The sequence below is a fragment of the Cupriavidus malaysiensis genome, from assembly GCF_001854325.1.
Lineage (GTDB): Bacteria > Pseudomonadota > Gammaproteobacteria > Burkholderiales > Burkholderiaceae > Cupriavidus > Cupriavidus malaysiensis.
Window position 1 is genome coordinate 2,679,685 of sequence record NZ_CP017755.1, and the last position, 19,142, is coordinate 2,698,826.

At 70.4% G+C, this 19,142-nt stretch carries 16 protein-coding genes; 8 read left to right on the forward strand and 8 right to left on the reverse strand.

Features of this window, described 5'->3' with window-relative positions; translation table 11 throughout:
• Nucleotides 1-2: 2 nt before the first annotated feature.
• Nucleotides 3-1,373, reverse strand: a complete 1,371-nt coding sequence (locus BKK80_RS31270) for an efflux RND transporter periplasmic adaptor subunit (RefSeq protein ID WP_084545830.1) — start codon at nucleotides 1,371-1,373, stop codon at nucleotides 3-5.
• 251 nt (nucleotides 1,374-1,624) lie between these two features.
• Between BKK80_RS31270 and BKK80_RS31275 the strand changes: the two genes are divergently transcribed.
• Nucleotides 1,625-2,314, forward strand: coding sequence for a response regulator transcription factor (locus tag BKK80_RS31275; RefSeq protein ID WP_197524069.1), 690 nt, complete (start codon nucleotides 1,625-1,627; stop codon nucleotides 2,312-2,314).
• Nucleotides 2,315-2,354: 40 nt separating this feature from the next.
• Entirely contained in the window at nucleotides 2,355-3,731 is a 1,377-nt protein-coding gene (locus tag BKK80_RS31280) for an ATP-binding protein (protein WP_071073461.1), read from the forward strand.
• A gap of 18 nt (nucleotides 3,732-3,749) precedes the next feature.
• Here BKK80_RS31280 and map read toward each other — a convergent pair whose 3' ends face one another.
• Both map and BKK80_RS31290 read right to left on the reverse strand, forming a co-directional pair.
• Nucleotides 3,750-4,580, reverse strand: a complete 831-nt coding sequence (gene map / locus BKK80_RS31285) for a type I methionyl aminopeptidase (RefSeq protein ID WP_071018643.1) — start codon at nucleotides 4,578-4,580, stop codon at nucleotides 3,750-3,752.
• Nucleotides 4,580-4,804, reverse strand: a complete 225-nt coding sequence (locus BKK80_RS31290) for a ParD-like family protein (RefSeq protein ID WP_071018641.1) — start codon at nucleotides 4,802-4,804, stop codon at nucleotides 4,580-4,582. Before BKK80_RS31290 ends, map begins: the two co-directional genes overlap by 1 nt.
• 201 nt (nucleotides 4,805-5,005) lie before the next feature.
• Between BKK80_RS31290 and BKK80_RS31295 the strand changes: the two genes are divergently transcribed.
• Entirely contained in the window at nucleotides 5,006-5,293 is a 288-nt protein-coding gene (locus BKK80_RS31295; RefSeq protein WP_071018639.1) for a nicotinamide mononucleotide transporter, read from the forward strand.
• A 53-nt stretch (nucleotides 5,294-5,346) separates the two neighbouring features.
• On the opposite strand, the gene BKK80_RS31300 is transcribed toward BKK80_RS31295, so the two are convergent.
• Nucleotides 5,347-5,982, reverse strand: coding sequence for a LysE family transporter (locus tag BKK80_RS31300; protein WP_197524054.1), 636 nt, complete (start codon nucleotides 5,980-5,982; stop codon nucleotides 5,347-5,349).
• A gap of 90 nt (nucleotides 5,983-6,072) precedes the next feature.
• On the opposite strand from BKK80_RS31300, the gene BKK80_RS31305 reads away from it, so the two are divergent.
• The 3 genes from BKK80_RS31305 to BKK80_RS31315 all read left to right on the forward strand — a co-directional run bounded on the left by BKK80_RS31305 (nucleotide 6,073) and on the right by BKK80_RS31315 (nucleotide 9,600).
• Complete coding sequence (locus BKK80_RS31305) at nucleotides 6,073-6,528, forward strand: Lrp/AsnC family transcriptional regulator (RefSeq protein WP_071018637.1); 456 nt, start codon at nucleotides 6,073-6,075, stop codon at nucleotides 6,526-6,528.
• 290 nt (nucleotides 6,529-6,818) lie between these two features.
• On the forward strand, nucleotides 6,819-8,117 hold the full coding sequence (gene cqsA, locus BKK80_RS31310; RefSeq protein ID WP_071018635.1) for an alpha-hydroxyketone-type quorum-sensing autoinducer synthase: 1,299 nt from the start codon (nucleotides 6,819-6,821) through the stop codon (nucleotides 8,115-8,117).
• A gap of 148 nt (nucleotides 8,118-8,265) precedes the next feature.
• Nucleotides 8,266-9,600, forward strand: a complete 1,335-nt coding sequence (locus BKK80_RS31315) for a sensor histidine kinase (RefSeq protein WP_071018633.1) — start codon at nucleotides 8,266-8,268, stop codon at nucleotides 9,598-9,600.
• Nucleotides 9,601-9,664: 64 nt separating this feature from the next.
• On the opposite strand, the gene BKK80_RS31320 is transcribed toward BKK80_RS31315, so the two are convergent.
• Nucleotides 9,665-11,101: an MFS transporter gene (locus tag BKK80_RS31320; RefSeq protein WP_071018632.1), complete on the reverse strand. Its 1,437-nt coding sequence runs from the start codon at nucleotides 11,099-11,101 to the stop codon at nucleotides 9,665-9,667.
• Between the two features lie 63 nt (nucleotides 11,102-11,164).
• A complete protein-coding gene (locus BKK80_RS31325) occupies nucleotides 11,165-12,052 on the reverse strand; it encodes an isocitrate lyase/PEP mutase family protein (RefSeq protein ID WP_071018630.1) in 888 nt (295 codons plus the stop codon).
• 233 nt (nucleotides 12,053-12,285) lie between these two features.
• On the opposite strand from BKK80_RS31325, the gene prpR reads away from it, so the two are divergent.
• The gene (prpR, locus tag BKK80_RS31330) at nucleotides 12,286-14,256 is read left to right on the forward strand and encodes a propionate catabolism operon regulatory protein PrpR (RefSeq protein ID WP_071018628.1); all 1,971 of its coding nucleotides are present in this window, start codon (nucleotides 12,286-12,288) and stop codon (nucleotides 14,254-14,256) included.
• A 73-nt stretch (nucleotides 14,257-14,329) separates the two neighbouring features.
• Here prpR and BKK80_RS36825 read toward each other — a convergent pair whose 3' ends face one another.
• Together BKK80_RS36825 and BKK80_RS37630 are read right to left on the reverse strand one after the other, a co-directional pair.
• Nucleotides 14,330-14,494 carry a hypothetical protein gene (locus tag BKK80_RS36825; protein ID WP_157903375.1) on the reverse strand — a complete coding sequence of 55 codons (165 nt, stop codon included), beginning with the start codon at nucleotides 14,492-14,494 and terminating at the stop codon, nucleotides 14,330-14,332.
• A gap of 262 nt (nucleotides 14,495-14,756) precedes the next feature.
• Complete coding sequence (locus BKK80_RS37630; RefSeq protein WP_236903853.1) at nucleotides 14,757-14,924, reverse strand: hypothetical protein; 168 nt, start codon at nucleotides 14,922-14,924, stop codon at nucleotides 14,757-14,759.
• Between the two features lie 672 nt (nucleotides 14,925-15,596).
• Between BKK80_RS37630 and BKK80_RS31340 the strand changes: the two genes are divergently transcribed.
• Entirely contained in the window at nucleotides 15,597-18,950 is a 3,354-nt protein-coding gene (locus BKK80_RS31340) for a DEAD/DEAH box helicase (protein ID WP_071072663.1), read from the forward strand.
• The last annotated feature ends 192 nt before the right edge of the window (nucleotides 18,951-19,142 follow it).

The following is a 19,142-nucleotide window of genomic DNA, read 5'->3' on the forward strand; positions in this document are numbered from 1 at the left end:
GCTTACCTCGCCGCGGTGACGGTGGCGGCCGCGCCGGCGGCCGGGCTGGCGGCGGGCACGGACGCGGCGTCCTGGCGGACGGGGGCAGCGGCGGTAGCGGCGGTAGCGGCGGCGGCTTCCACCGCCTTCACCTGCATGCCGTCGCGCACCGTCTGCAGGCTGTCGACCAGCACCTTGTCGCCGCTGGCGAGGCCGCCGGCGACCAGCGCGTCGTTGCCGGCGTTACCGGCGGCCCCGGCGTTACCGCGCACCGTGACGGCGCGGGTCGCGACGCGCCCGCCGGCGTCGACCACCTTGACCGAGGCATTGCCCTTGGCATCGCGCGCCAGCGCGAGCTGCGGCACCTTGATGGCCTGCTCGTCCACCCCCTCCTGCAGCAGCGCGCGCACGTACATGTTCGGCAGCAGCAGGCCGTCAGGATTGGGAAAGGTGGCGCGCAGCGTCACGGTGCCGGTGGTCTCGGAGACCGTGACGTCGGTGAAGGCCAGCCGGCCCGCGTGCGGGTAGAGGCTGCCATCTTCCAGGCGCAGCCGGACCTCGGCGCCATCGCCGGCCTGGCGCAGCCTGCCGGCGGCCAGTTCCTTCTTGAGGCGCAGCAGCTCGGCGCTCGACTGCGTCACGTCGACGTAGACGGCCGAGAGGTCGTTGATGGTGGCCAGCGCGCTGTCCTGGCTGGCGGTCACCAGTGCGCCGGCGGTCACGCTCGACTTGCCGATGCGCCCCGAGATCGGCGCCTGGATGCGGGTGCGCTCCAGGTCGATGCGGGCGCTGCGCAGCGCGGCGCGGTCCGACACCACGGCGCCGGCGGCCGACTTGGCGCTGGCCACCGCGTCGTCGTAGTCCTGGCGGCTCACGCCCTGGATCTTGAGCAGGCCGGCATAGCGCTCGGCCTTGGCCTGGGCGGTGGCCAGCGTGGCCTCGGCCTGGGTCAGCGTGCCGCTGGCGTTGTCGACAGCGGTACGGTAGGTCGCATCGTCGATCTCGTACAGCACGTCGCCCGCCTTGACCATGGCGCCCTCGGTGAAGCGGCGCTGGCGCACGATGCCGCTGATCTGCGGCCGCACCTCGGCGCTCTGCACGGCGGACACGCGGCCCGGCAGCTCGCTGGTCACGGCGGCCGGCGCCGCGCGCACGGTCACCACGCTGACCTCGGGCACGGCGGCGGCCTGTGGCGGTGGCGCCTGGCGGCCGCAGGCGGCCAGCGCGGCGGCCAGGCACAGGGCCACGGCCAGCCCCCCGGTACGGCGCGGGTGCCCGCGCTGCGGCAGGGATTGGGGAAGCACTTCGGGGCGGTGCCCGACGAGGAATGCTGGGCCGCGATGCGAGGGCTCGCGGGTGCCGCGCCGGCCACCCGGCCCGGACGGGAATATCATGCCTTGACTCCGGTCTGCGCGCGATCGTGCGCCATGGCCAGATTGTCCCGAGAGCGCGCCGTCGCAGGGGTAAGCAGCCGGCAAGCAAGGTGTAAAGAAGGTGTAAAGGCGGGTGACGGCAGGTCACGGCGCATTGCCGGCGCCCGGGCCGCCACCCATAATGGCGCCGCATGGGGGCCATATGAACGGCCCCCTGACGAGACCCGAATGTGAAGATCCTGCTCATCGACGACGACGCCGAACTGTGTGCCATGCTGGCCGAATACCTGGGAGCCGAAGGCTTCGAGGTCACGGTATGCGGCAACGGCGAAGCCGGCACCGAGGCCGCCGTGAGCGGCGCCTACGACGCCGTGGTGCTCGACATCATGCTGCCGCGCATGAGCGGCATCGACGTGCTGCGCGCGATCCGCCAGCGCGCCGCCGTGCCCGTGCTCATGCTCACCGCCAAGGGCAGCGACGTGGACCGCGTGGTGGGCCTGGAACTGGGCGCGGACGACTACCTGCCCAAACCCTGCTATCCGCGCGAGCTGGTGGCGCGGCTGCGTGCCGTGCTGCGCCGCACGCAGCACGGCGGCGGCATGCCGGGAACGGGACAGGGGCAGGGACAGGGCCAGGGCACGGGGCCGGCGGACCAGCTGGCGGCGGCCGGCGTGGTCCTGCAGCCGGCGCAGCGCATCGCCCGCTTCGCCGACACCTTGCTGGAACTGACCGTGACCGAGTTCAACCTGCTCGAATACCTGCTGCGCAACGTCGACCGCGCCATCTCCAAGGACGAGCTCTCCGAGCGCATCCTGGGCCGCGCGCGCGAAGCCTACGACCGCAGCGTCGACGTGCACATCGGCAAGCTGCGGCAGAAGCTGGCGGCGGCCGGCGGCCCCGATCATCTGATCGCCACGGTGTGGGGTTTCGGCTACCGGCTCGAATCCCGGCCGGTGGCCTGAGCGGCCGCCCGTCCACGACCCGCGCGGAGCGCACATGCCCATGGGACGCTTGTTCTGGAAGATCCTGCTCGGCTTCTGGCTGACGCTGGTCGCCGTCGCCGGCGGCACCGGCCTGTGGTTCACGCTGCAGCGCGCGCACCCGCCGCAGGATGCCGCGCTCGGTGCGCTGGCCGCGCGCACCAGCGAAGCCGTGGTGCGCAGCGCGGCCACCACGCTGTCCCTGGGCGGCACGGATGCGCTATCGCGCTGGCTGGCCACGCTCGGCCCTGACCAGCGCCGCCATTTCTCGGTGCAGGAAGACGAGACGCCAGCCCCGTCGGAGACTCCGGCGCAGGCCCCGTCGCCGCCCGCGCCCGGCGCGGTCACGGTGGAACGCGGCGAACTGCTGGCCCCGCAAGCCACCATCCGCGCCGCCGCGCCCGACGGACGGCGCTACCGGCTGCAGTACCGCGAGACCGTCGAGGGCCTGCCCTACGAGGGCGACCCCGGCCCGCCGCCCGAGCTGCTGATCTCCTGCCTGCTCGGCAGCCTGGCCTTCAGCGCCCTGCTGGCGTGGTACCTGACCTCGCCGATCCGGCGCCTGAGCCGCGCCTTCGACCGTTTCGCCGCCGGCGACCTGGGTGAGCGCGCGGCGCCCGCCGTGGGCAGCCGCCGCGACGAGGTGGCCGATCTCGCGCGCGACTTCGACCAGATGGCCGAGCGCATCCAGGGCCTGATCGCCGAACGCGAGCGCCTGCTGCACAACGTTTCGCACGAACTGCGCTCGCCGCTGGCGCGCCTGCACGTGGCGGTCGACCTGGCGCGGCAGGATCCCGCCAGGACCGCCGGCGCGCTGGCACGCATCGAGCGCGAGGCCGAACGCCTGAACACCCTGGTCGGCGAGCTGCTGACCCTGTCGCGCATCGAGCACGGCAGCCTGGAGCTGGACGCCTATTTCGATCCGCGCGCGCTGTGCGCCGCCGTGGTCGAGGATGCCGGCTTCGAGGGCTCCGCGAGCGGCAAGGCGATCCTGCTGGAAAGCGGCGCCGCGCTGGGCGGCACCGGCGAGGCGCCCGCCGCGCTGATGCGCGGCAACCCGGAACTGCTGCGCCGGGCCATCGAGAACGTGGTACGCAATGCGCTGCATGTGAGCGCCGAAGGCGTGCCGGTGGAGGTCCGCTTCACACGCGATGCCGCCACGCAGACCTACGCCATCACGGTCAGCGACCGCGGGCCTGGCGTGCCGCCGGAGGCGCTGAAGACGATGTTCGAGCCCTTCGTGCAGGCGCACGACGGGCAGCGCGAAGGCTTCGGCCTGGGCCTGGCCATCGCCAGCCGCGCGGTGGCGGCCCATGGCGGCACCATGCAAGCCGCCAACCGCAGCGGCGGCGGCCTGGCCGTGACCATCCGCGTGCCGATGTGCGACGAGGCCGCTTAGCAGGCATGCGCGGCGCGCTCAGCCCGCTGCCGGCAGGGACAGGTCACCGGGCGGCTGCGCCGCCGGGCCCGCTTCGACCGCGTCGGGCCACGGTGTCAGGATCTCGTAGCCGTCCCGCGTCACCACCACCATATGCTCCCACTGGGCGGACAGGGAACGGTCCCGCGTCACCACCGTCCAGCCGTCGGACAACTGCTGCGTCTCCGCCCGGCCGGCGTTGAGCATCGGCTCGATGGTGAAGATCATGCCGGGAGAAAGCCGCAGGCCGGTGCCGGGACGGCCGTAGTGCAGCACCTGGGGCTCGTCGTGGTAGATCCGCCCGATGCCGTGGCCGCAGTATTCGCGCACCACGCCGAAACCCTCGCGCCGCGCCACCGACTGGATCGCATGGCCGATGTCGCCCAGGGTCGCGCCCGGGCGCACCGCCTCGATGCCGGCCATCATCGCCTCCAGCGTGGTGCGGACCAGGCGCTGCGCCAGCGCGCTTGGCTGGCCCACGATGAACATGCGGCTGGTGTCGCCGTACCAGCCGTCCTTCTCGATGGCGATGTCGAGGTTGACGATATCGCCGTCCTTCAGCACCTGCCCGGAGGGAATGCCGTGGCAGACCACGTGGTTGACCGAGGCGCACAAGGTCTTCGGATAGCCGTGGTAGCCGACATTGGCGGGCCGGGCCTGCAGGACCTCGACGATGTAGTCGTGGCAGAAACGGTCCAGGTCGTCGGTCGTCGCGCCCGCCTTGACCCGCGGCGCGACGGCTGCCAGCACCTGGGCCGCGAGCCCGCCGGCCCGGCGTGCCATGGCAACGGCGGAGGGGGGATGGAGAGGAACCCGCGCGGAACGCACCATCACGCCGCCCTCGCTTCGCCGGCGCCGTCCGCCGCGGTGCCGCCCTCGGCTTCCGCCTCGACCAGCATGCGGCAGATCTCGGCATAGCTCAGGGTCGGATTGAGTTCGGCCAGCATGCCGATGCGGAGCCAGTGCTCCGCCTGGGCGTTGACGGAACGGCTCAGTGCGCCGCTGGCCTGGCGCAGGGACGCGTGCATGGCGTCCGAGATCTTGACGATGCCCATGGCAGGTTGGGTATATACGATTTATAACGTTTCGTATATTAGCAGCACAGCGCCTCCGGCGCCACAGCATCCGCGCGCCCCGCCCTTCCTCATCACCGGTGGCGCTTGCGTCGCGGCACCGTTCCGCGCTAAAGTCGCGGCCGATTGCATGCAATTTTGTATGCAAAATATGAACACAAAATAATCGAGGAGACAGTCACCATGGAGCTTGCCCAGCAAGTCTTTCCCAATCTGCTCAACGGGCTCGAGTGGTCCGGCTGCGCGCTGGCCATGAGCGGTTCGCTGCTGGTCGCGCTGCACAACAAGGCCTCGCGCTGGGGCTGGATCTCCTATCTGTGTTCCAACCTGGTCTGGAGCGCCTTCGCACTGGTCACCGGCACCTACGGGCTGTTCGTCCAGCAGCTCGGCTTCACCGCCACCAGCCTGTACGGCTTGTACCGTCACACGCAGTACCACCGCGACCTGGACGCCGGCAAGCAGCCGGCATGATCCGGCGCGGGCCGGCGCAGGCCACCTTGGCCGGCCAGCCGGTCAGCAGCCGGTCAGCCGGCCAGGCCGCGCGCCAGCACCACCAGCTGGAGCGCCGCGAAGCCGCCCAGCACCAGCGCCGAACCGCGCCGGATCCAGCGCATCCGGGCCGGGCTGACCGCGTGGCGCAGCCGCGCCACGCACGCCACCAGCACCAGCCACCAGGCCGCCGAGCCGGCGAACACCCCGGCCACCATCCACGCGGGCGAGGCCGCACCGACGGCGGCGGCCAGCGTCGAGAAGATGGCCACGAAGGAAAGGATGGTGGCCGGATTGGCCAGCGTCAGCGCGAAGGTGGCCGCAAAAATCCCCAGGGGCCGCCCACGCCCCGGCCGCGCCACCGCACCGCCCGCGCCGGCGCCTCCTCGCCAGGTTCCCCACGCCAGCCATAGCAGGAACAGGGCGCCGCCCAGGCCCAGCGCCACGCGCGCGCCGGACAGCAGCGCGATCAGCGCGCTCACGCCCCAGGCCCCCAGCGCGCCATAGAGCGCATCCGCACTGGCCGCGCCAAGGCCGGCCGCCAGGCCGGCCCGCGGCCCCTGCTCCAAGGTCCGCTGGATGCAGAGCAGGCCGATCGGGCCGACCGGCGCGGCGATCGACAGGCCGATCAGCGCGGCCTTGGCAAACAATATCGGGTTCGTCATGTCCATGCGGCCAGTCTAGCGAACGCCACTTTCAACATGAATCGCCATTTTTAGGCAAAACTACGGTTTGGCCTGAATTTTTTCCGGCGATCCGCCATGAAGCCGAAACAGCCCGAAATCGATGACAAGTCCTGGCGCCTGCTGGGCGTCCTGCAGGCCGACGCGCGCTGCCCGTTGAAAACCGCCGCGGCGGCCGCCGGCCTGTCGATCCCGGCGGCGGCCGAGCGCGTGCGCAAGCTCGAGGAGGCCGGCATCATCCGCGGCTACCACGCCGACATCTCGCCTGCCGCTGCCGGCTACGGCATCCAGGCGGTGATCGGCATCACAGCTCCGCAACCCCAAAAGCGCAAGCTGCTCGACCTGCTCGGCCGCTCGCCGCAAGTGCTCGAATGCCTGCACGTCACGGGGGCCGACTCCTACCTGCTGCGCGTGGTGGCGGCCGACATCGCCGAATTGGAACAATTCATCGGCACTATCAACGGCTATGGCGAGACACGCACTTCGATCGTCATGTCGGAGCCGCTGCCCCGGCGCGGCCTGCAAAGGCCCTGACCGTGCCATGGCGGCGACCCTGCCCGGGAGCGGGCGGGCACGCGGCCCGACCGCACGCGCCCCGCACTCCCGGACCTCCGCGCTGAGCGGGACCAGGATTGCGGCACTGCCGCCTTGCGCGCCGCCGCCACGCCCACCGCCGGCCGGCGCGGCGAAGGAACGGCCCTGCCGCCTCCCGCGCGGAAGCGGTGCATCACCACGTCCCCGGACGCATCCGTGGCGGCGGCAGCCGCGCGGCCCGGCGCCCGGCCGGTAGTTTCCGCAGTCCACTCCGAACCGAGGAACGGTCCATGAACGCCCAAGCCGCGAACATCATCTCCCTGCGCAAGCCCGCCCCGGCGCGCGACACCCCCCCTCTGCCGGAGTGGATCCAGGCACGCATGCGACGGCATTTCGACGACCGGCTGGGCCGGCTCTGGGGTGGCGACCACCTGCTGCACGGCCGCGTGCCCGGCGCCGACGCCCTCTACCTGAACAGCAACGACTATCTCTGCCTGCTCGGCGAGCGGACGCTGGTGCGGGCCCAGGCGCGCACGCTGCTGCGCGGCGAGCGCGAACTGCTGATGTCGACCGTGTTCCAGCACGGCGACACGCCGCAACGCCGCGCCGAACGTCGCCTGGCAGCGCTGATGCAGGCCGAGGACGGACTGATCGCCCAGTCCGGCTGGGCCGCCAACGTCGGCCTGGTGCAGTGCATCGCCGGCCCGGGCATCCCGGTCTACATCGATATGAATGGCCATGCCTCGCTATGGGAAGGCATCACCGCGGCCGGTGCCCAGGCGGTGCCGATCCGCCACAATGACGTCGACCACCTGCGGCGCCAGGTGGAACGCCTGGGACCGGGCGTGATCCTGGCCGACTCCGTGTACAGCACCACCGGCGCCGTCGCGCCGCTGGCCGGGCTGGCCGATGTCGCCCAGGCCAGCGGATCGGTGCTGGTGGTGGACGAATCACACTCGCTCGGCACGCACGGACCGGGCGGCGCGGGCCTGGTGGCCGCGCTCGGACTGGGCGCGCGGGTGCATTTCCGTACCGCCTCGCTGGCCAAGGCCTTCGGCGGACGGGCCGGCTTCATCGCCTGCTCGCCGCAGTTCAAGGACTTCTTCGCGGTCGAGGCGCGGCCGGCCATCTTCAGCTCCGGCCTGCTGCGGCACGAGATCGCCTGGTTCGAAGCCGCCGCCGACTTCATCGCCGCCGCCGACGAGCGGCGCGCCCGCCTGCACGCGATCACGCGCAGCACGCGCGACGCCATCGCCGCGCTCGGCTACAACATCAGCGACGGCAGCGAACAGATCATCGGGCTCGAGGCCGGCTCGGAACCCCAGGTCATGCTGCTGCGCGACGCGCTGCAGGCCCGCGGTATTTTCGGCTCGGTCTTCTGCGCTCCCGCAACCCCCAGGAATCGGGCATTGATGCGCCTTACCCTGCATGCCAAACTGACGGCCGCGGAAATCGAGCGCCTGCTCGGTGTGCTGGCCGAGATCCGCGACGAGGTGCGGCTCGACCAATGGTCGTCGACGCGGCGCGCCCGCCGCGCCGTGCCGGGCATGCCTGGCACGCAGCCGCCGGCGCAATCGCTCGCTGCCTGACGGCGCGGGCGGCCGTGCCGGCCGGCGCGCGGTCATGCGGTCATGCGGCACAACCAAGATCGTCATAGAACGGTCACTGTACGGTCACAATGTGACAAGGCAGCAAGACGGAACGATGCGCTGCCATACGGGAAAATCGGCACACAGGATGAACAAGACGCATCAGCGCAAGCACAGCGGCGGGGCCTGGACCGGGCGCTTCGCGCGAGCCTGGCAGGCCGTGTTCGATACGGCCGCGCGCGCGGCGCTGCTCGACGAGGAGAGCGTGGCGCGGCTGCGCCGCATCCAGCTGGTGGGGATGCTGGGTGTCGTCGGCCATCCGCTCTACTACTGGATCTGGAGCCATGTCTTCCCGCAGCGCTACGAAAACCTCGGGCTGCGGCTGCTGTGCACCGCCCTGTTCATTCCGCTGCTGTTCGCTTCGCGCCTGTCGCGGCACGGCTGGCTCTCGCCCTACGCCCTGTTCGCCATCACGGTCGGCCTGCCCTTCGCCTTCGTCTTCTTCTACCTGGAGAACGCCGGCGCGCTGGCCTGGGCGGAATCGGTGCTGATCGCGGTGGTGATCCTGTACCACTTCAGTACCGCCTTCGCCACCATCTCCCTGCTGAGCGGCACCGCCGCCGCGGTGGCGGTGTTCCTGCTGGGGGGCAACTCCATGGCCAGCATCCCATGGGACGCGGTGCTGCTGCAGCTGCCCATCCTGGCCTTCGTGATCGCCGTGCTGTTCGTCATCAAGATCGACCGCCAGGTGCTGGTCGAGCAGAAGCAGCGCGGCATGGCGGCGGCACTGGCCACGGTGGCGCACGAGCTGCGCACGCCGCTGACCAGCCTGGCCATGACGGTCGACGGCATCCGCGCGCGGCTGCCGCGCGTCCTGCCCGCCACCGACCCGCAGCTGCCGGTCCTGCTGGAGGCGGCCGAGCGCATGCGCGCCGACCTCGCCCACGTGCACAACAGCATCGAGCTGCTGGTGGCCAATTCCAAGGACCCGCTCGCCGCCACCAAGGCCCTGTTCGACCCGGGCACGGCGATCCACGAGGCCATCGCGCGCTTTCCCTTCGAGCCGGGCCACGCCCGCCTGGTCCGCATCGAGGGCTGCGAGCCCATGCAGGTACTGGGCAATGCGCAGCTGTTCGAACTGGTCATCACCAACCTGACCAAGAACGCGCTCGAAGCCATCCGGCGCGCCGGCAAGGGCGAGATCCACGTGCGCTGCGCCATCACCGGCGACAGCATCGAAGTGGTGTTCCGCGACACCGCCACGGGCGTGCCGCCGCACGTGCTCAAGCAGATGTTCCAGCCCTTCTTCTCCTACCCGGCCCACCGCGGCACCGGCATCGGCCTGGCCTTCTGCCGCAACGTGCTGCGCAGCTGGGGCGCGTCCATCTCCTGCGACTCGGTGGAGCACGAGTACACCGAGTTCCGCATCCGCTTTCCGCGCCCGGAGCTGCGCGCCGAACTGCTGGTCGGCCTGCACCATTGAGGCGCCGGCACCTTGGCATGGCGGGTGCCGCCGCGCCAGCGCGCGCGGCGGCACCGGGCACGCCTCAGGCCGTGCCGCGCCGGTGCGTGCCGCCGCCGACGCTCTGCCCGGCATCGGGCGCCATGCGCCAGTAGCCCCACATCGACACCAGTGTCAGCACGCCGGCGAAGAGGAAGGCCAGGCGGAAGTCGGCCAGCGTGAAGGCGCGCCCCGCCTCCTCGCCGTGGATCAGCGCCGCCGCGCGCAGCGACACCGCGCCATAGGCGATGCCCAGCCCGATCGTCATCTGCGCCGCCGCGCTCCACAAGGTGCTGGCGGCGCTGGTCTGCGCCGGCGGCACGTCGGCATAGGCCAGCGTGGCCAGCGTCGAGAACTGCATCGAGCGCGCCACGCCGTAGACGAAGACCACGATCAGCACCCAGGCCAGCGGCGTCTGCGGCGTCAGCATGCCGCAGGCGATGGTGAAGACACCGGCCACCGCCACGTCGACGATCGAGACCAGGCGGAAGCCCCAGCGCCGCAGGATGCGCGTGGTCAGTGCCTTCATGCCCAGGTTGCCGAGCGCGCTGGCCAGCAGCAGCAGGCCCGACTGGAAGGCCGACAGGCCGAAGCCGATCTGGAACAGCAGCGGCATCAGGTAGGGCACCGCGCCGATGCCGATGCGCGTCAGCGAGCCGGTCACCACCGTCACCGAGAAGGTGGGGATCTTCAAGGTGGAGACGTCGATGAGCGGATGCGGATGGCGCGCCGCGTGGCGATAGGCGACCCAGCCCAGCAGCAGGCCGCCCAGCACGCAGCCGGCCGCCACCCACACGCCGGCACCCGGCTGGCTGGCCAGCTCGGCACCGTACAGCACCGCGGTCAGCGCTGCGCCGCTGAGCACCAGCCCGGCCACGTCGAGCGGGCGGCGCTCGCTGCCGCGCAGGTTGGGCACCAGCATGGCCACCGCCACCAGCACCGCCAGGCCGAACGGCACGTTGAGCAGGAAGATCCAGCGCCACGACGCGTAGGTGGTGATGAAACCGCCCACCGGCGGCCCCACCACCGGCGCCACGATAGCCGGCCAGGTGATGGTGGAGATGGCGCGCATCAGGCCGCTCTTGTCGGTGCTGCGCACCACGATCATCCGCCCCACCGGCACCATCATCGCCCCGCCCAGGCCCTGCAGCACGCGCGCCGCGGTGAACTGCACCACGTCCTGCGACAGCCCGCACAGCACCGAGGCCACGGTGAAGATCACCACGGCGCTGAAGAACACGGTGCGCGAACCGCAGCGGTCGGCCACCCAGCCGCTGGCCGGGATGAAGGTGGCCAGCGCCAGCATGTAGGCGGTCATGCCCAGGCTGAGGCTGTTGGGGCCGACGCCGAAGGAGTGCGCCATCTGCGGCAGCGCGGTGGCGATCACCGTGGTGTCGAGGTACTCCATGAAGAAGGTGGCCGCCACGATATAGGGCAGCCAGCCGCTGACGGCGCCGCCGCGCCCTGCGCTCCTCTCAGCCATGCCCGCTCTCCCGCGCCGGGTGCCGCGCCGGTTGCCGCGCCTGATGCCGGGCGCCGCGCGCCGTCATGCGCCGCCCTCTGCGTAGAGGCGGTCGAGGCGGTCGTACAGCGGCTTGTCGACCAGGCGCTGGCGCTCGCCGAAGGGGATCACCAGCGCAGGATCCTCGTCCAGGCGGCCCTGCGCGGCGAGCTGGCCGAGCGCGCGCTGCATGCCCAGCACCGCGCCCTGCAGCGCCGCGTTGGCGTACAGCACGATGCCGTAGCCCAGCTTGGCCAGCGCCTCGCGCGACTGCACCGGTGTCTTGCCGCCGATGACGATATTGATCAGCTGCGGCGCGGTGAACAGCCCCGGCAGGCGTTCGATGTCGGCCAGCGACTCGGTGGCCTCGATGAACAGGATGTCCGCGCCCGCCTCCAGGAAGCGGTGGCCGCGCTCGATGGCGTCCTCGATGCCGTGCACCGCGGCGGCGTCGGTGCGCGCGATGATCTGCAGGTTGGCATCCTCGCGCGCGTCGACCGCGGCGCGGATCTTGCCGACCATCTCGCCGGCGCCGATCACCTCCTTGCCGGCGAAGTGGCCGCACTTCTTCGGCATCACCTGGTCCTCGAACTGGATCGCGTCGGCGCCGCTGCGCTCCAGCGTGCGCACCGTGTGGCGCACGTTGAGCGCGTTGCCGAAACCGGTGTCGGCATCGACGATCAGCGGCAGCGCGACCGCGTCGCGCACGCGCGCGGTGTGCTCGGCGATCTCCGCCAGGCCGATGAAGCCGAGGTCGGGCAGGCCGAGCGACATATTGGTGACACCGGCGCCGGTCAGGTAGAGCGCCTCGAAGCCGGCGTCGGCGATCACGCGCGCACTGAGCGCATTGAAGGCGCCGGGCACCAGCAGGCCACGGCGCTCGGCGACCTTGGCGCGGAAAGCGGCACGGCGTTGGGCGGAAGACGAAGACATGATGGAAATTCCTGTGGAGGGAAGAAGCCCGCGTTTTGCGAGAATCGTGCCAGTCGGCCCGGCCACGCGCCGCGGCCCCCGGCGGGCCAGTCAAATCAAGGACTTGCGCGCCGTGCGGGCGGCGTACGCGCAACGGCGCCTCATGGCAGAATGTTCCACCGTTTCAAGAAACGCAAGCTGGAACGTTCCAGCCTGGAACGCTCCGGCTCCCACCCTTTCCAGCGACCGCCCGCATGGACTCCGACCTGCCCCGCCACGCCGCCTCCCCGTCCACCGCCACGCCCCCGGGCGACCGCCCCGGCGTCGCGCTGGTCAGCATCAGCCGCCTGCAGACCCTGTGCGAAAGCGTGGCGCCGCGCTACGCGGACCGCGCCCGCTTCCTCTCCGTGCGCGCCGGCTACGGCGCCGCGGTGGCGGCATTGCAGGCGCACGTGGAAGCCGGCAGCGTCGACGTGGTGCTGGCCGCCGGCTCCAACGGCGCCTACCTGCGCGACAACCTCAACGTGCCGGTGGTGATGGTCAAGGTCAACGGCTTCGACGTGCTGCGCGCCATCACCCAGGCGGTGGCCGCCTGGCCCGGCGCCGACATCGGCCTGGTGCTGCACGAATCCATCTCCAAGGAGCTGGCCGCGCTCGGCGCCTGGCTCAACGTCGGCCTCCGGCAGCGCGCCTACCGCTCCATCGACGAGGTGCGCACCGCGGTGGACGCACTGGCCGCCGAGGGCTGCAGCGTCATCATCGGCCCCGGCATGGCCTGCGACTTCGCCCAGCAGGCCGGCCTGGAAAGCGTCTTCCTCTATTCGCTGGGGGCGGTGGAAGAGGCGTTCGAGCGCTCGGTGGAGCTGGCCCGCGTAAGCCGGCAGAAGGAGTCCAAGCGGGTGCGCCTGAACACCATCGTGGCCCACTTGCGCGATGGCGTGGCCGCCTTCGACGGCAACGGCCAGCTCGAGGCCGTCAACCCCGCCATGCTGGAACTGCTGGGCCTGGCGCGCGAAGCCGAGGTACCGGCACGGCTCGCACAGGTGGCCGGCTCGCTGCTGCGCGAGGCCGGCGAACAGGGCACGGCCATCGTCGAGCGCATCGAACAGATCGACGGGCGCGCGCTGATCGTCAATTGCATGCCCATCGTGGAGCACGGACAGCGCGCCGGCTCGGTGGTGACCGCGCAGGATGCGCTGGTGGCGCAGCGTGTCGACCGTTCCTTGCGCACCAGCCAGCGCCCCAAGCACCTGGTGGCGCGCCACGGGCTCGACGACCTGGCGGGCGCGTCGCCGGCGCTGGAGCGGGTGCGGCGGCTGGCGCGCGCTGCCGCCGCGCACGACGCCACCGTGCTGCTCAGCGGCGAGAGCGGCACCGGCAAGGAACTGGTGGCCCAGGGCATCCACAACGCCAGCCGCCGGCGCGGCAACCCCTTCGTCGCCTTCAACTGCGCGGCGCTGCCCGAAGGACTGATCGAAAGCGAACTGTTCGGCCACGAGGAAGGCGCCTTCACCGGCGCGCGGCGCGGCGGCAAGCCGGGGCTGTTCGAGATCGCCCACACCGGCACCATCTTCCTCGACGAGATCGGCGAAATGCCCGCCGCGCTGCAGAGCCGCCTGCTGCGCGTGCTGCAGGAGCGCGAGGTGATGAAACTGGGCTCGGGCCGCGCCACCCCCATCGACGTGCGCGTGATCGCCGCCACCCACCGCGACCTGCACGCGCTGGTGGCCCAGGGCAGCTTCCGCGCCGACCTGTATTTCCGTCTCAACCTGCTGCCGATCCGGCTGCCGGCACTGCGCGAGCGCCGCGAGGACCTGCCGCTGCTGGCGCACCACCTGCTGGCGCGCGCCGCCTCGCAGTACGGCCTGGCACGCGAAGGCAGGCAGCGCGTGCTGGACTTCCTCGCCCCGCTGTTCGACGGCTACGACTGGCCCGGCAACGTGCGCGAACTGGAGAACCTGCTGGCGCGCGCGGCCATCTACCTGCACGCCCCCGGCGCCGCGCTGGACGAGGAGGCACGCGAGGCCTTCCCGGAATTCGGGCGCATGACCGGGCAGGCGGCGAGCGAAAGCGGCGCGGCAAGCCCGCCCGCCCCCGAGGCACGCGCGCCCGTCACGCGCGAGGCGGTGCTGCAGGCGCTGGCGCGCCACGGCGGCAACCGCGCCGCCGCCAGCCGCGAGCTGGGCATCGGGCGCACCACGCTGTGGCGGCTGATGAAGGGATAGCCGCGCCGCCGGGCCGGGATGGACCGGGCGCGCGCGCCGAACAGCGCGTTCAGAAGATGGTTGAACATGGTGATTACCTGTGCTGAGCCGGCGTACTCCGGACCGGGGCCGGGGCCTGGACCTGCGCCGCCTTCGCCACGAAGATCCGCTCGGGAACCCGCGGGTTGCGCAGCTCCAGCGCCTCCAGTGGCCCGCGCCCGACCGCTGCGCGCACCTCGAAGCGGATCGGATAGACCATGTGGGCCGGCGCCGCGAGCCCCCGGCGCGTGGCAGCAGGCTCTCGGGACTCTCAGGGTTGTCCGCCCCGGCCGCCGCGGCGCTGTCACCCGGGCCCGCTGCCTCCGTGTCAGGGACGGCCTGGAAGGTGAGCTGGACGGTCGCGCTGTCGATGGGCGTCACCTGCGCATGCTCCAGCATGCGCACCCAGGCCCAGACGCCTTCGGTCTCGTAGTGCTTGTTGGTGCCGGCGCGCTCCGTCTATGGGGTCGAGCTGGGTGGGCTCAGCCATGGGTTCCTCCCGTCGTGGATGCCTTGGGTTGGTTGCGCCTCAATTCCTCGACAAGCGGCGTGGCCAGGTTCTCCATGGCCGCACCGAAGGCGCCGGGCCTGTCCTTAGTCTCGGCGAGGATCTTCTGGATCGCGGGGTGTTGATCGAACTTCGGATTCATCAAGAGGGTGTAGTCGACATATTGCTCAAGATCCTGCGTATCGGCAAACCGGTACTTAGTCCAGCCCTCTGCAGCAATCTTTGTCGTTCTGCGGAATGCGACCCAGTCCTCAAGCGTGTCGTGGAAAACCTTACCCTGCTTCGTCAGCAGCCACGTATCAATGTCTGAGTAAAAGATCCTCGTACCTCGCAGATCCGTACGGAATTCGAATTCAATATGATCGCGGGGTAGAAGTGCAAGCCAAGCACGCGCTCGCCGAGCCCTCCTTTCACCTTGGTTGGCGGAAAGTGGGCCTGGCTAGTCTTTTGAATCTTCTTGATTGGCTCGTGCGCGTCAACTGACCGAATGGCCTCGACAGCAGCCGATCGACCGTAAGCAGAAGAGAGAGAGATAAATATGCGCCGGAGATCGAGCGCCGTCCTGAAGCCGAGGCCCGCCAGCCCTGCGAGTTTGAGTCTGGCGCCGGGCGGATGGGGCTCGAAGTACGTCCCCAGGCAACCCATCCAGCACGCCTACACGCCTACACGCCTACACGCCGCCGAAGGATCGCGTGCCGCTCGACAGCGACGATCCGCTGACCACGCCGGAGCGCCGGCCGCGGGACGTCGAAGCGACCGGCCGGAGGGCTCGCAGCGTAGAATACTCGCCGCCTGTTCAACCTGAATCCCGCCAATGCCTGTCTCCTACAATTCCGCGCAGATTAAGGAGTGGCTAGGCCCCTACACCGTATCCAAGGCCCGCTCCTACGCGCGCGCGGTCTCCAAGCTTCACTGGACGGACGACGATACCTTGGCGGGCCTGGTGCAAGGCACGCGCAGCCTCCCCTACGCTGTGCATGTCTATTTCCATCACACGAAGGAAGACGTGTCGATGAAAGGCGAATGCACGTGCCCGGTCGGCGTTGACTGCAAGCACGTGGCAGCGCTCCTGATCGCCGCTCTCGCACACGGCGCCGATCCCGCGCACCACGCCGGCCTCGCACAGCGGCCCAGGCCGGCAGCCGTCGGCGTGCGCGCGGAATTGATGTCGTGGCTGGACGGTTTCCGTGCCAGACGCGCGGCGCCCGCTTCCTCGGCCAGGCAGAAGGCCGCCAAGGCCACCCATGCGCTGGCCTATGTGGTCGGGCAGACCTATCGCGGCGTCGAGGTCTTCCTGTACAAGGCCCGTGTGGGCGTGGACGGGTCGATCCGCTCGCTCGACGCCCCCTGGCAGAACCTGGAGAGGGCGCTGATCGAGCCGCCGAAGTTCGTCAGCGAGGAGGACCTGCCGATCCTGCGCGGCTTGTGGCTGGACCGCTCGCGTGGTACCTACACCGGCAGCTTCAGCCTGCAAGGTGCTAATGGTGCCGGCACGTTCGAGAAGCTGGTCGCTACCGGCCGGCTGTTCGCGTCTTCCGCCACGGGCCCGACGCATTCCGGCACGCGCTGCCTGGTACGCGGCGGGCCTGCGCGCAGTACACAGATCGTGTGGCAAGCACAGGCCGACGCGCGCCTGCGGCCAGTCTTGCAGGCCGAGCCGCCGGCCGCCCTGCTGCTGACCGCCATCCGGCCATGCTGGTATGTGGATACGCACTCCGGCGAGGCCGGCCTCCTCGCTTTGCCATGGCCCGCGGAGCAGGTCGAGGATTTCCTGTCGATGCCGGCCATCACGCCGGAGGAATCCGCGCTGGTCGGCAAGGTGCTGCGTGACATTGCGCCCGACCTGCCCGCCCCTCCGTCGCATGAGGCCGCGCCGGTGCGGATCGTCGACACCGCGCCCGTCCCCGTGCTGGCACTGGACACCTTGCCGACCTGGGCATCACCGCAGGATTTTGCTACGGTCAGCTTCGATTACGCAGAGCACAGCCTTCCGGCACACAGCAACACGACGCTGGTGCGCAACGCCGGCGAAGAGGTCGTCCAGATCAGACGAGATGCCGACGCCGAACGCCAACGCCTGACCGAGCTGCACAAGGCCGGATTGCGGAAACTCCGGGCTGATCGCATCTTCGGGCCAAAGCCGTTCCCGGATGGCATGCTCGGTCCCGACAACAGCGGAGACTGGCCGGAGATCGTGAAACGGGGCCTGCCCGCGCTCAGGGCGAGCGGCTGGCGCGTCGTGATGAGCGACGCGTTCCGGCACAACGTGATCGAGATCGAAGCGATAGACGGCACGCTGCGCCCGACTGGCGACGGCTGGTTCGACGTGGAGATGGGCATCAGCGTCAATGGCCGTACGGTGCGCCTGGAACCGCTGCTGGCAGACCTCTTCCGTCGCGATGCGCGCTGGTTGTCCGGCAAGCTGGATGCGATCGCCGACGATGAGGCGATCGACCTGAAGACCGATCGCAACGAGCGGCTTCGCCTGCGTGCCGATCGGCTCAAGCCGGTCGTACGCGTGCTGATCGACTTGTTCGACGCGCTCGGCACCGGCCTGCGCATTGCCCGGTGGGATGCGGCCAGGCTGCATGCCCTGGATCAGTCGGGGCGCTGGCAGTTTCACGGTGATGCATCGGTCCGGCAACTCGCGCAGCGCCTGATGGCCGGGCCCGGCATCGCCGACGTGCCGGTGCCGCGCGGGCTGCACGCCGAACTGCGCGCCTACCAGCGCCAGGGACTCGCCTGGATGCAGTTCCTGCGCGAGCATGGGCTGTCAGGTGTGCTCGCCGACGATATGGGCCTGGGCAAAACCGTCCAGGCGCTTGCCCACATCCTCACCGAGAAGGAAGGTGGCAGGCTGGACCGGCCGGCACTGGTCGTGGTGCCGACGACCTTGATGCACAACTGGTGCGAGGAAGCGCAGCGCTTCACGCCGACGCTACGCGTGCTGGATCTGCATGGCCCTCAACGCCGCGATCGGTTCGACCGGATCGGCGCGCACGATGTGGTCCTGACCACCTACGCATTGCTGTGGCGCGACCGCGAGATCCTTGCCGGGCACGACTATCACCTGCTGATCCTGGACGAGGCGCAGTATGTCAAGAACGCCGCCACCAAGTCGGCGGCGACCATCCGCGAACTGCAGGCGCGACACCGCCTGTGCCTGACCGGGACCCCGCTCGAGAACCATCTTGGCGAACTGTGGGCCCAGTTCGACTTCCTGCTGCCGGGGTTCCTCGGCACCCGCCAGGACTTCACCCGGCGCTGGCGCACCCCCATCGAAAAGGGCGGCGATGCGGTACGGCGTGAACTGCTCGCGCGGCGCATCCGCCCGTTCATGCTGCGCCGGCGCAAGGATGAGGTCGCCACCGAATTGCCGCCGAAGACAATGATCGTGCGAACGGTCGAGCTCGAAGGCGCGCAGCGTGACCTGTACGAGACGGTACGTGCCGCCATGCAGGAAAAGGTCCGGGCGGCCGTTGCTGCCAAAGGCCTCGCGCGCAGCCATATCATCGTGCTGGAGGCCTTGCTCAAGCTGCGCCAGGTCTGCTGCGATCCGCGTCTGGCCAAGGTCGGGCAATCGGCCCGGGTCAAGGAATCGGCCAAGCTCGGACTGCTGCTCGACATGCTGCCCGAACTGATCGAGGAAGGTCGCCGCATCCTCTTGTTCTCGCAGTTCACCAGCATGCTCGACCTCATTGCGGCGGAAGTGGAAAAGGCCGGCATTCCCTATGTCCTGCTGACCGGGGATACCGCAGATCGCGCCACGCCGGTCAAGCGCTTCAAGCAGGGCGAGGTGCCGCTTTTCCTGATCAGCCTGAAGGCCGGCGGTGTCGGCCTGAACCTGACGGCGGCGGACACCGTCATTCACTACGATCCCTGGTGGAACCCCGCCGTGGAAAACCAGGCCACCGACCGCGCGCACCGGCTCGGGCAGGACAAGCCCGTGTTCGTCTACAAGCTGATCACCGCCGGCAGCGTGGAGGAGAAGATCGTCGCGATGCAGGAACAGAAGGCGGCGCTCGCCGAGGCGATCCTGTCGGAGGATGCCGCCGGCGCCGTCAAGTTCTCCGCCGAAGACATCGAGGCACTCTTTGAACCGATCCCGACGGCGCAGGCTGTCATGCCCGCGACGAAGGCGCGGTCTCGTACCAGGGCGGGAACATAACGGGAAGCGCGCCCATACGCGGCGGCGATGCGGCGGCTCACGCCATCGTTCAGATCGGCACAGGGCAGACTCCCCGTCCTGCGACAACGCACTCGCCGCCGCAGTGCGGCTGGCTGACGGCCGCCATCGAGAGCCATCGGCAGCCATCGACAGCCGTCGGCGCGGCGTAGAATGACCGCGCCTGCGCCGGCC

Excerpts from the sequence above, each read along its gene's own strand:
- BKK80_RS31270 (WP_084545830.1), bottom strand. The coding sequence starts at position 1,373 with ATGATATTCCCGTCCGGGCCGGGTGGCCGGCGCGGCACCCGCGAGCCC.
- BKK80_RS31275 (WP_197524069.1), top strand. The coding sequence starts at position 1,625 with ATGCTGGCCGAATACCTGGGAGCCGAAGGCTTCGAGGTCACGGTATGC.
- BKK80_RS31280 (WP_071073461.1), top strand. The coding sequence starts at position 2,355 with ATGGGACGCTTGTTCTGGAAGATCCTGCTCGGCTTCTGGCTGACGCTG.
- map (WP_071018643.1), bottom strand. The coding sequence starts at position 4,580 with ATGGTGCGTTCCGCGCGGGTTCCTCTCCATCCCCCCTCCGCCGTTGCC.
- BKK80_RS31290 (WP_071018641.1), bottom strand. The coding sequence starts at position 4,804 with ATGGGCATCGTCAAGATCTCGGACGCCATGCACGCGTCCCTGCGCCAG.
- BKK80_RS31295 (WP_071018639.1), top strand. The coding sequence starts at position 5,006 with ATGGAGCTTGCCCAGCAAGTCTTTCCCAATCTGCTCAACGGGCTCGAG.
- BKK80_RS31300 (WP_197524054.1), bottom strand. The coding sequence starts at position 5,982 with ATGGACATGACGAACCCGATATTGTTTGCCAAGGCCGCGCTGATCGGC.
- BKK80_RS31305 (WP_071018637.1), top strand. The coding sequence starts at position 6,073 with ATGAAGCCGAAACAGCCCGAAATCGATGACAAGTCCTGGCGCCTGCTG.
- cqsA (WP_071018635.1), top strand. The coding sequence starts at position 6,819 with ATGAACGCCCAAGCCGCGAACATCATCTCCCTGCGCAAGCCCGCCCCG.
- BKK80_RS31315 (WP_071018633.1), top strand. The coding sequence starts at position 8,266 with ATGAACAAGACGCATCAGCGCAAGCACAGCGGCGGGGCCTGGACCGGG.
- BKK80_RS31320 (WP_071018632.1), bottom strand. The coding sequence starts at position 11,101 with ATGGCTGAGAGGAGCGCAGGGCGCGGCGGCGCCGTCAGCGGCTGGCTG.
- BKK80_RS31325 (WP_071018630.1), bottom strand. The coding sequence starts at position 12,052 with ATGTCTTCGTCTTCCGCCCAACGCCGTGCCGCTTTCCGCGCCAAGGTC.
- prpR (WP_071018628.1), top strand. The coding sequence starts at position 12,286 with ATGGACTCCGACCTGCCCCGCCACGCCGCCTCCCCGTCCACCGCCACG.
- BKK80_RS36825 (WP_157903375.1), bottom strand. The coding sequence starts at position 14,494 with ATGGTCTATCCGATCCGCTTCGAGGTGCGCGCAGCGGTCGGGCGCGGG.
- BKK80_RS37630 (WP_236903853.1), bottom strand. The coding sequence starts at position 14,924 with ATGAATCCGAAGTTCGATCAACACCCCGCGATCCAGAAGATCCTCGCC.
- BKK80_RS31340 (WP_071072663.1), top strand. The coding sequence starts at position 15,597 with ATGCCTGTCTCCTACAATTCCGCGCAGATTAAGGAGTGGCTAGGCCCC.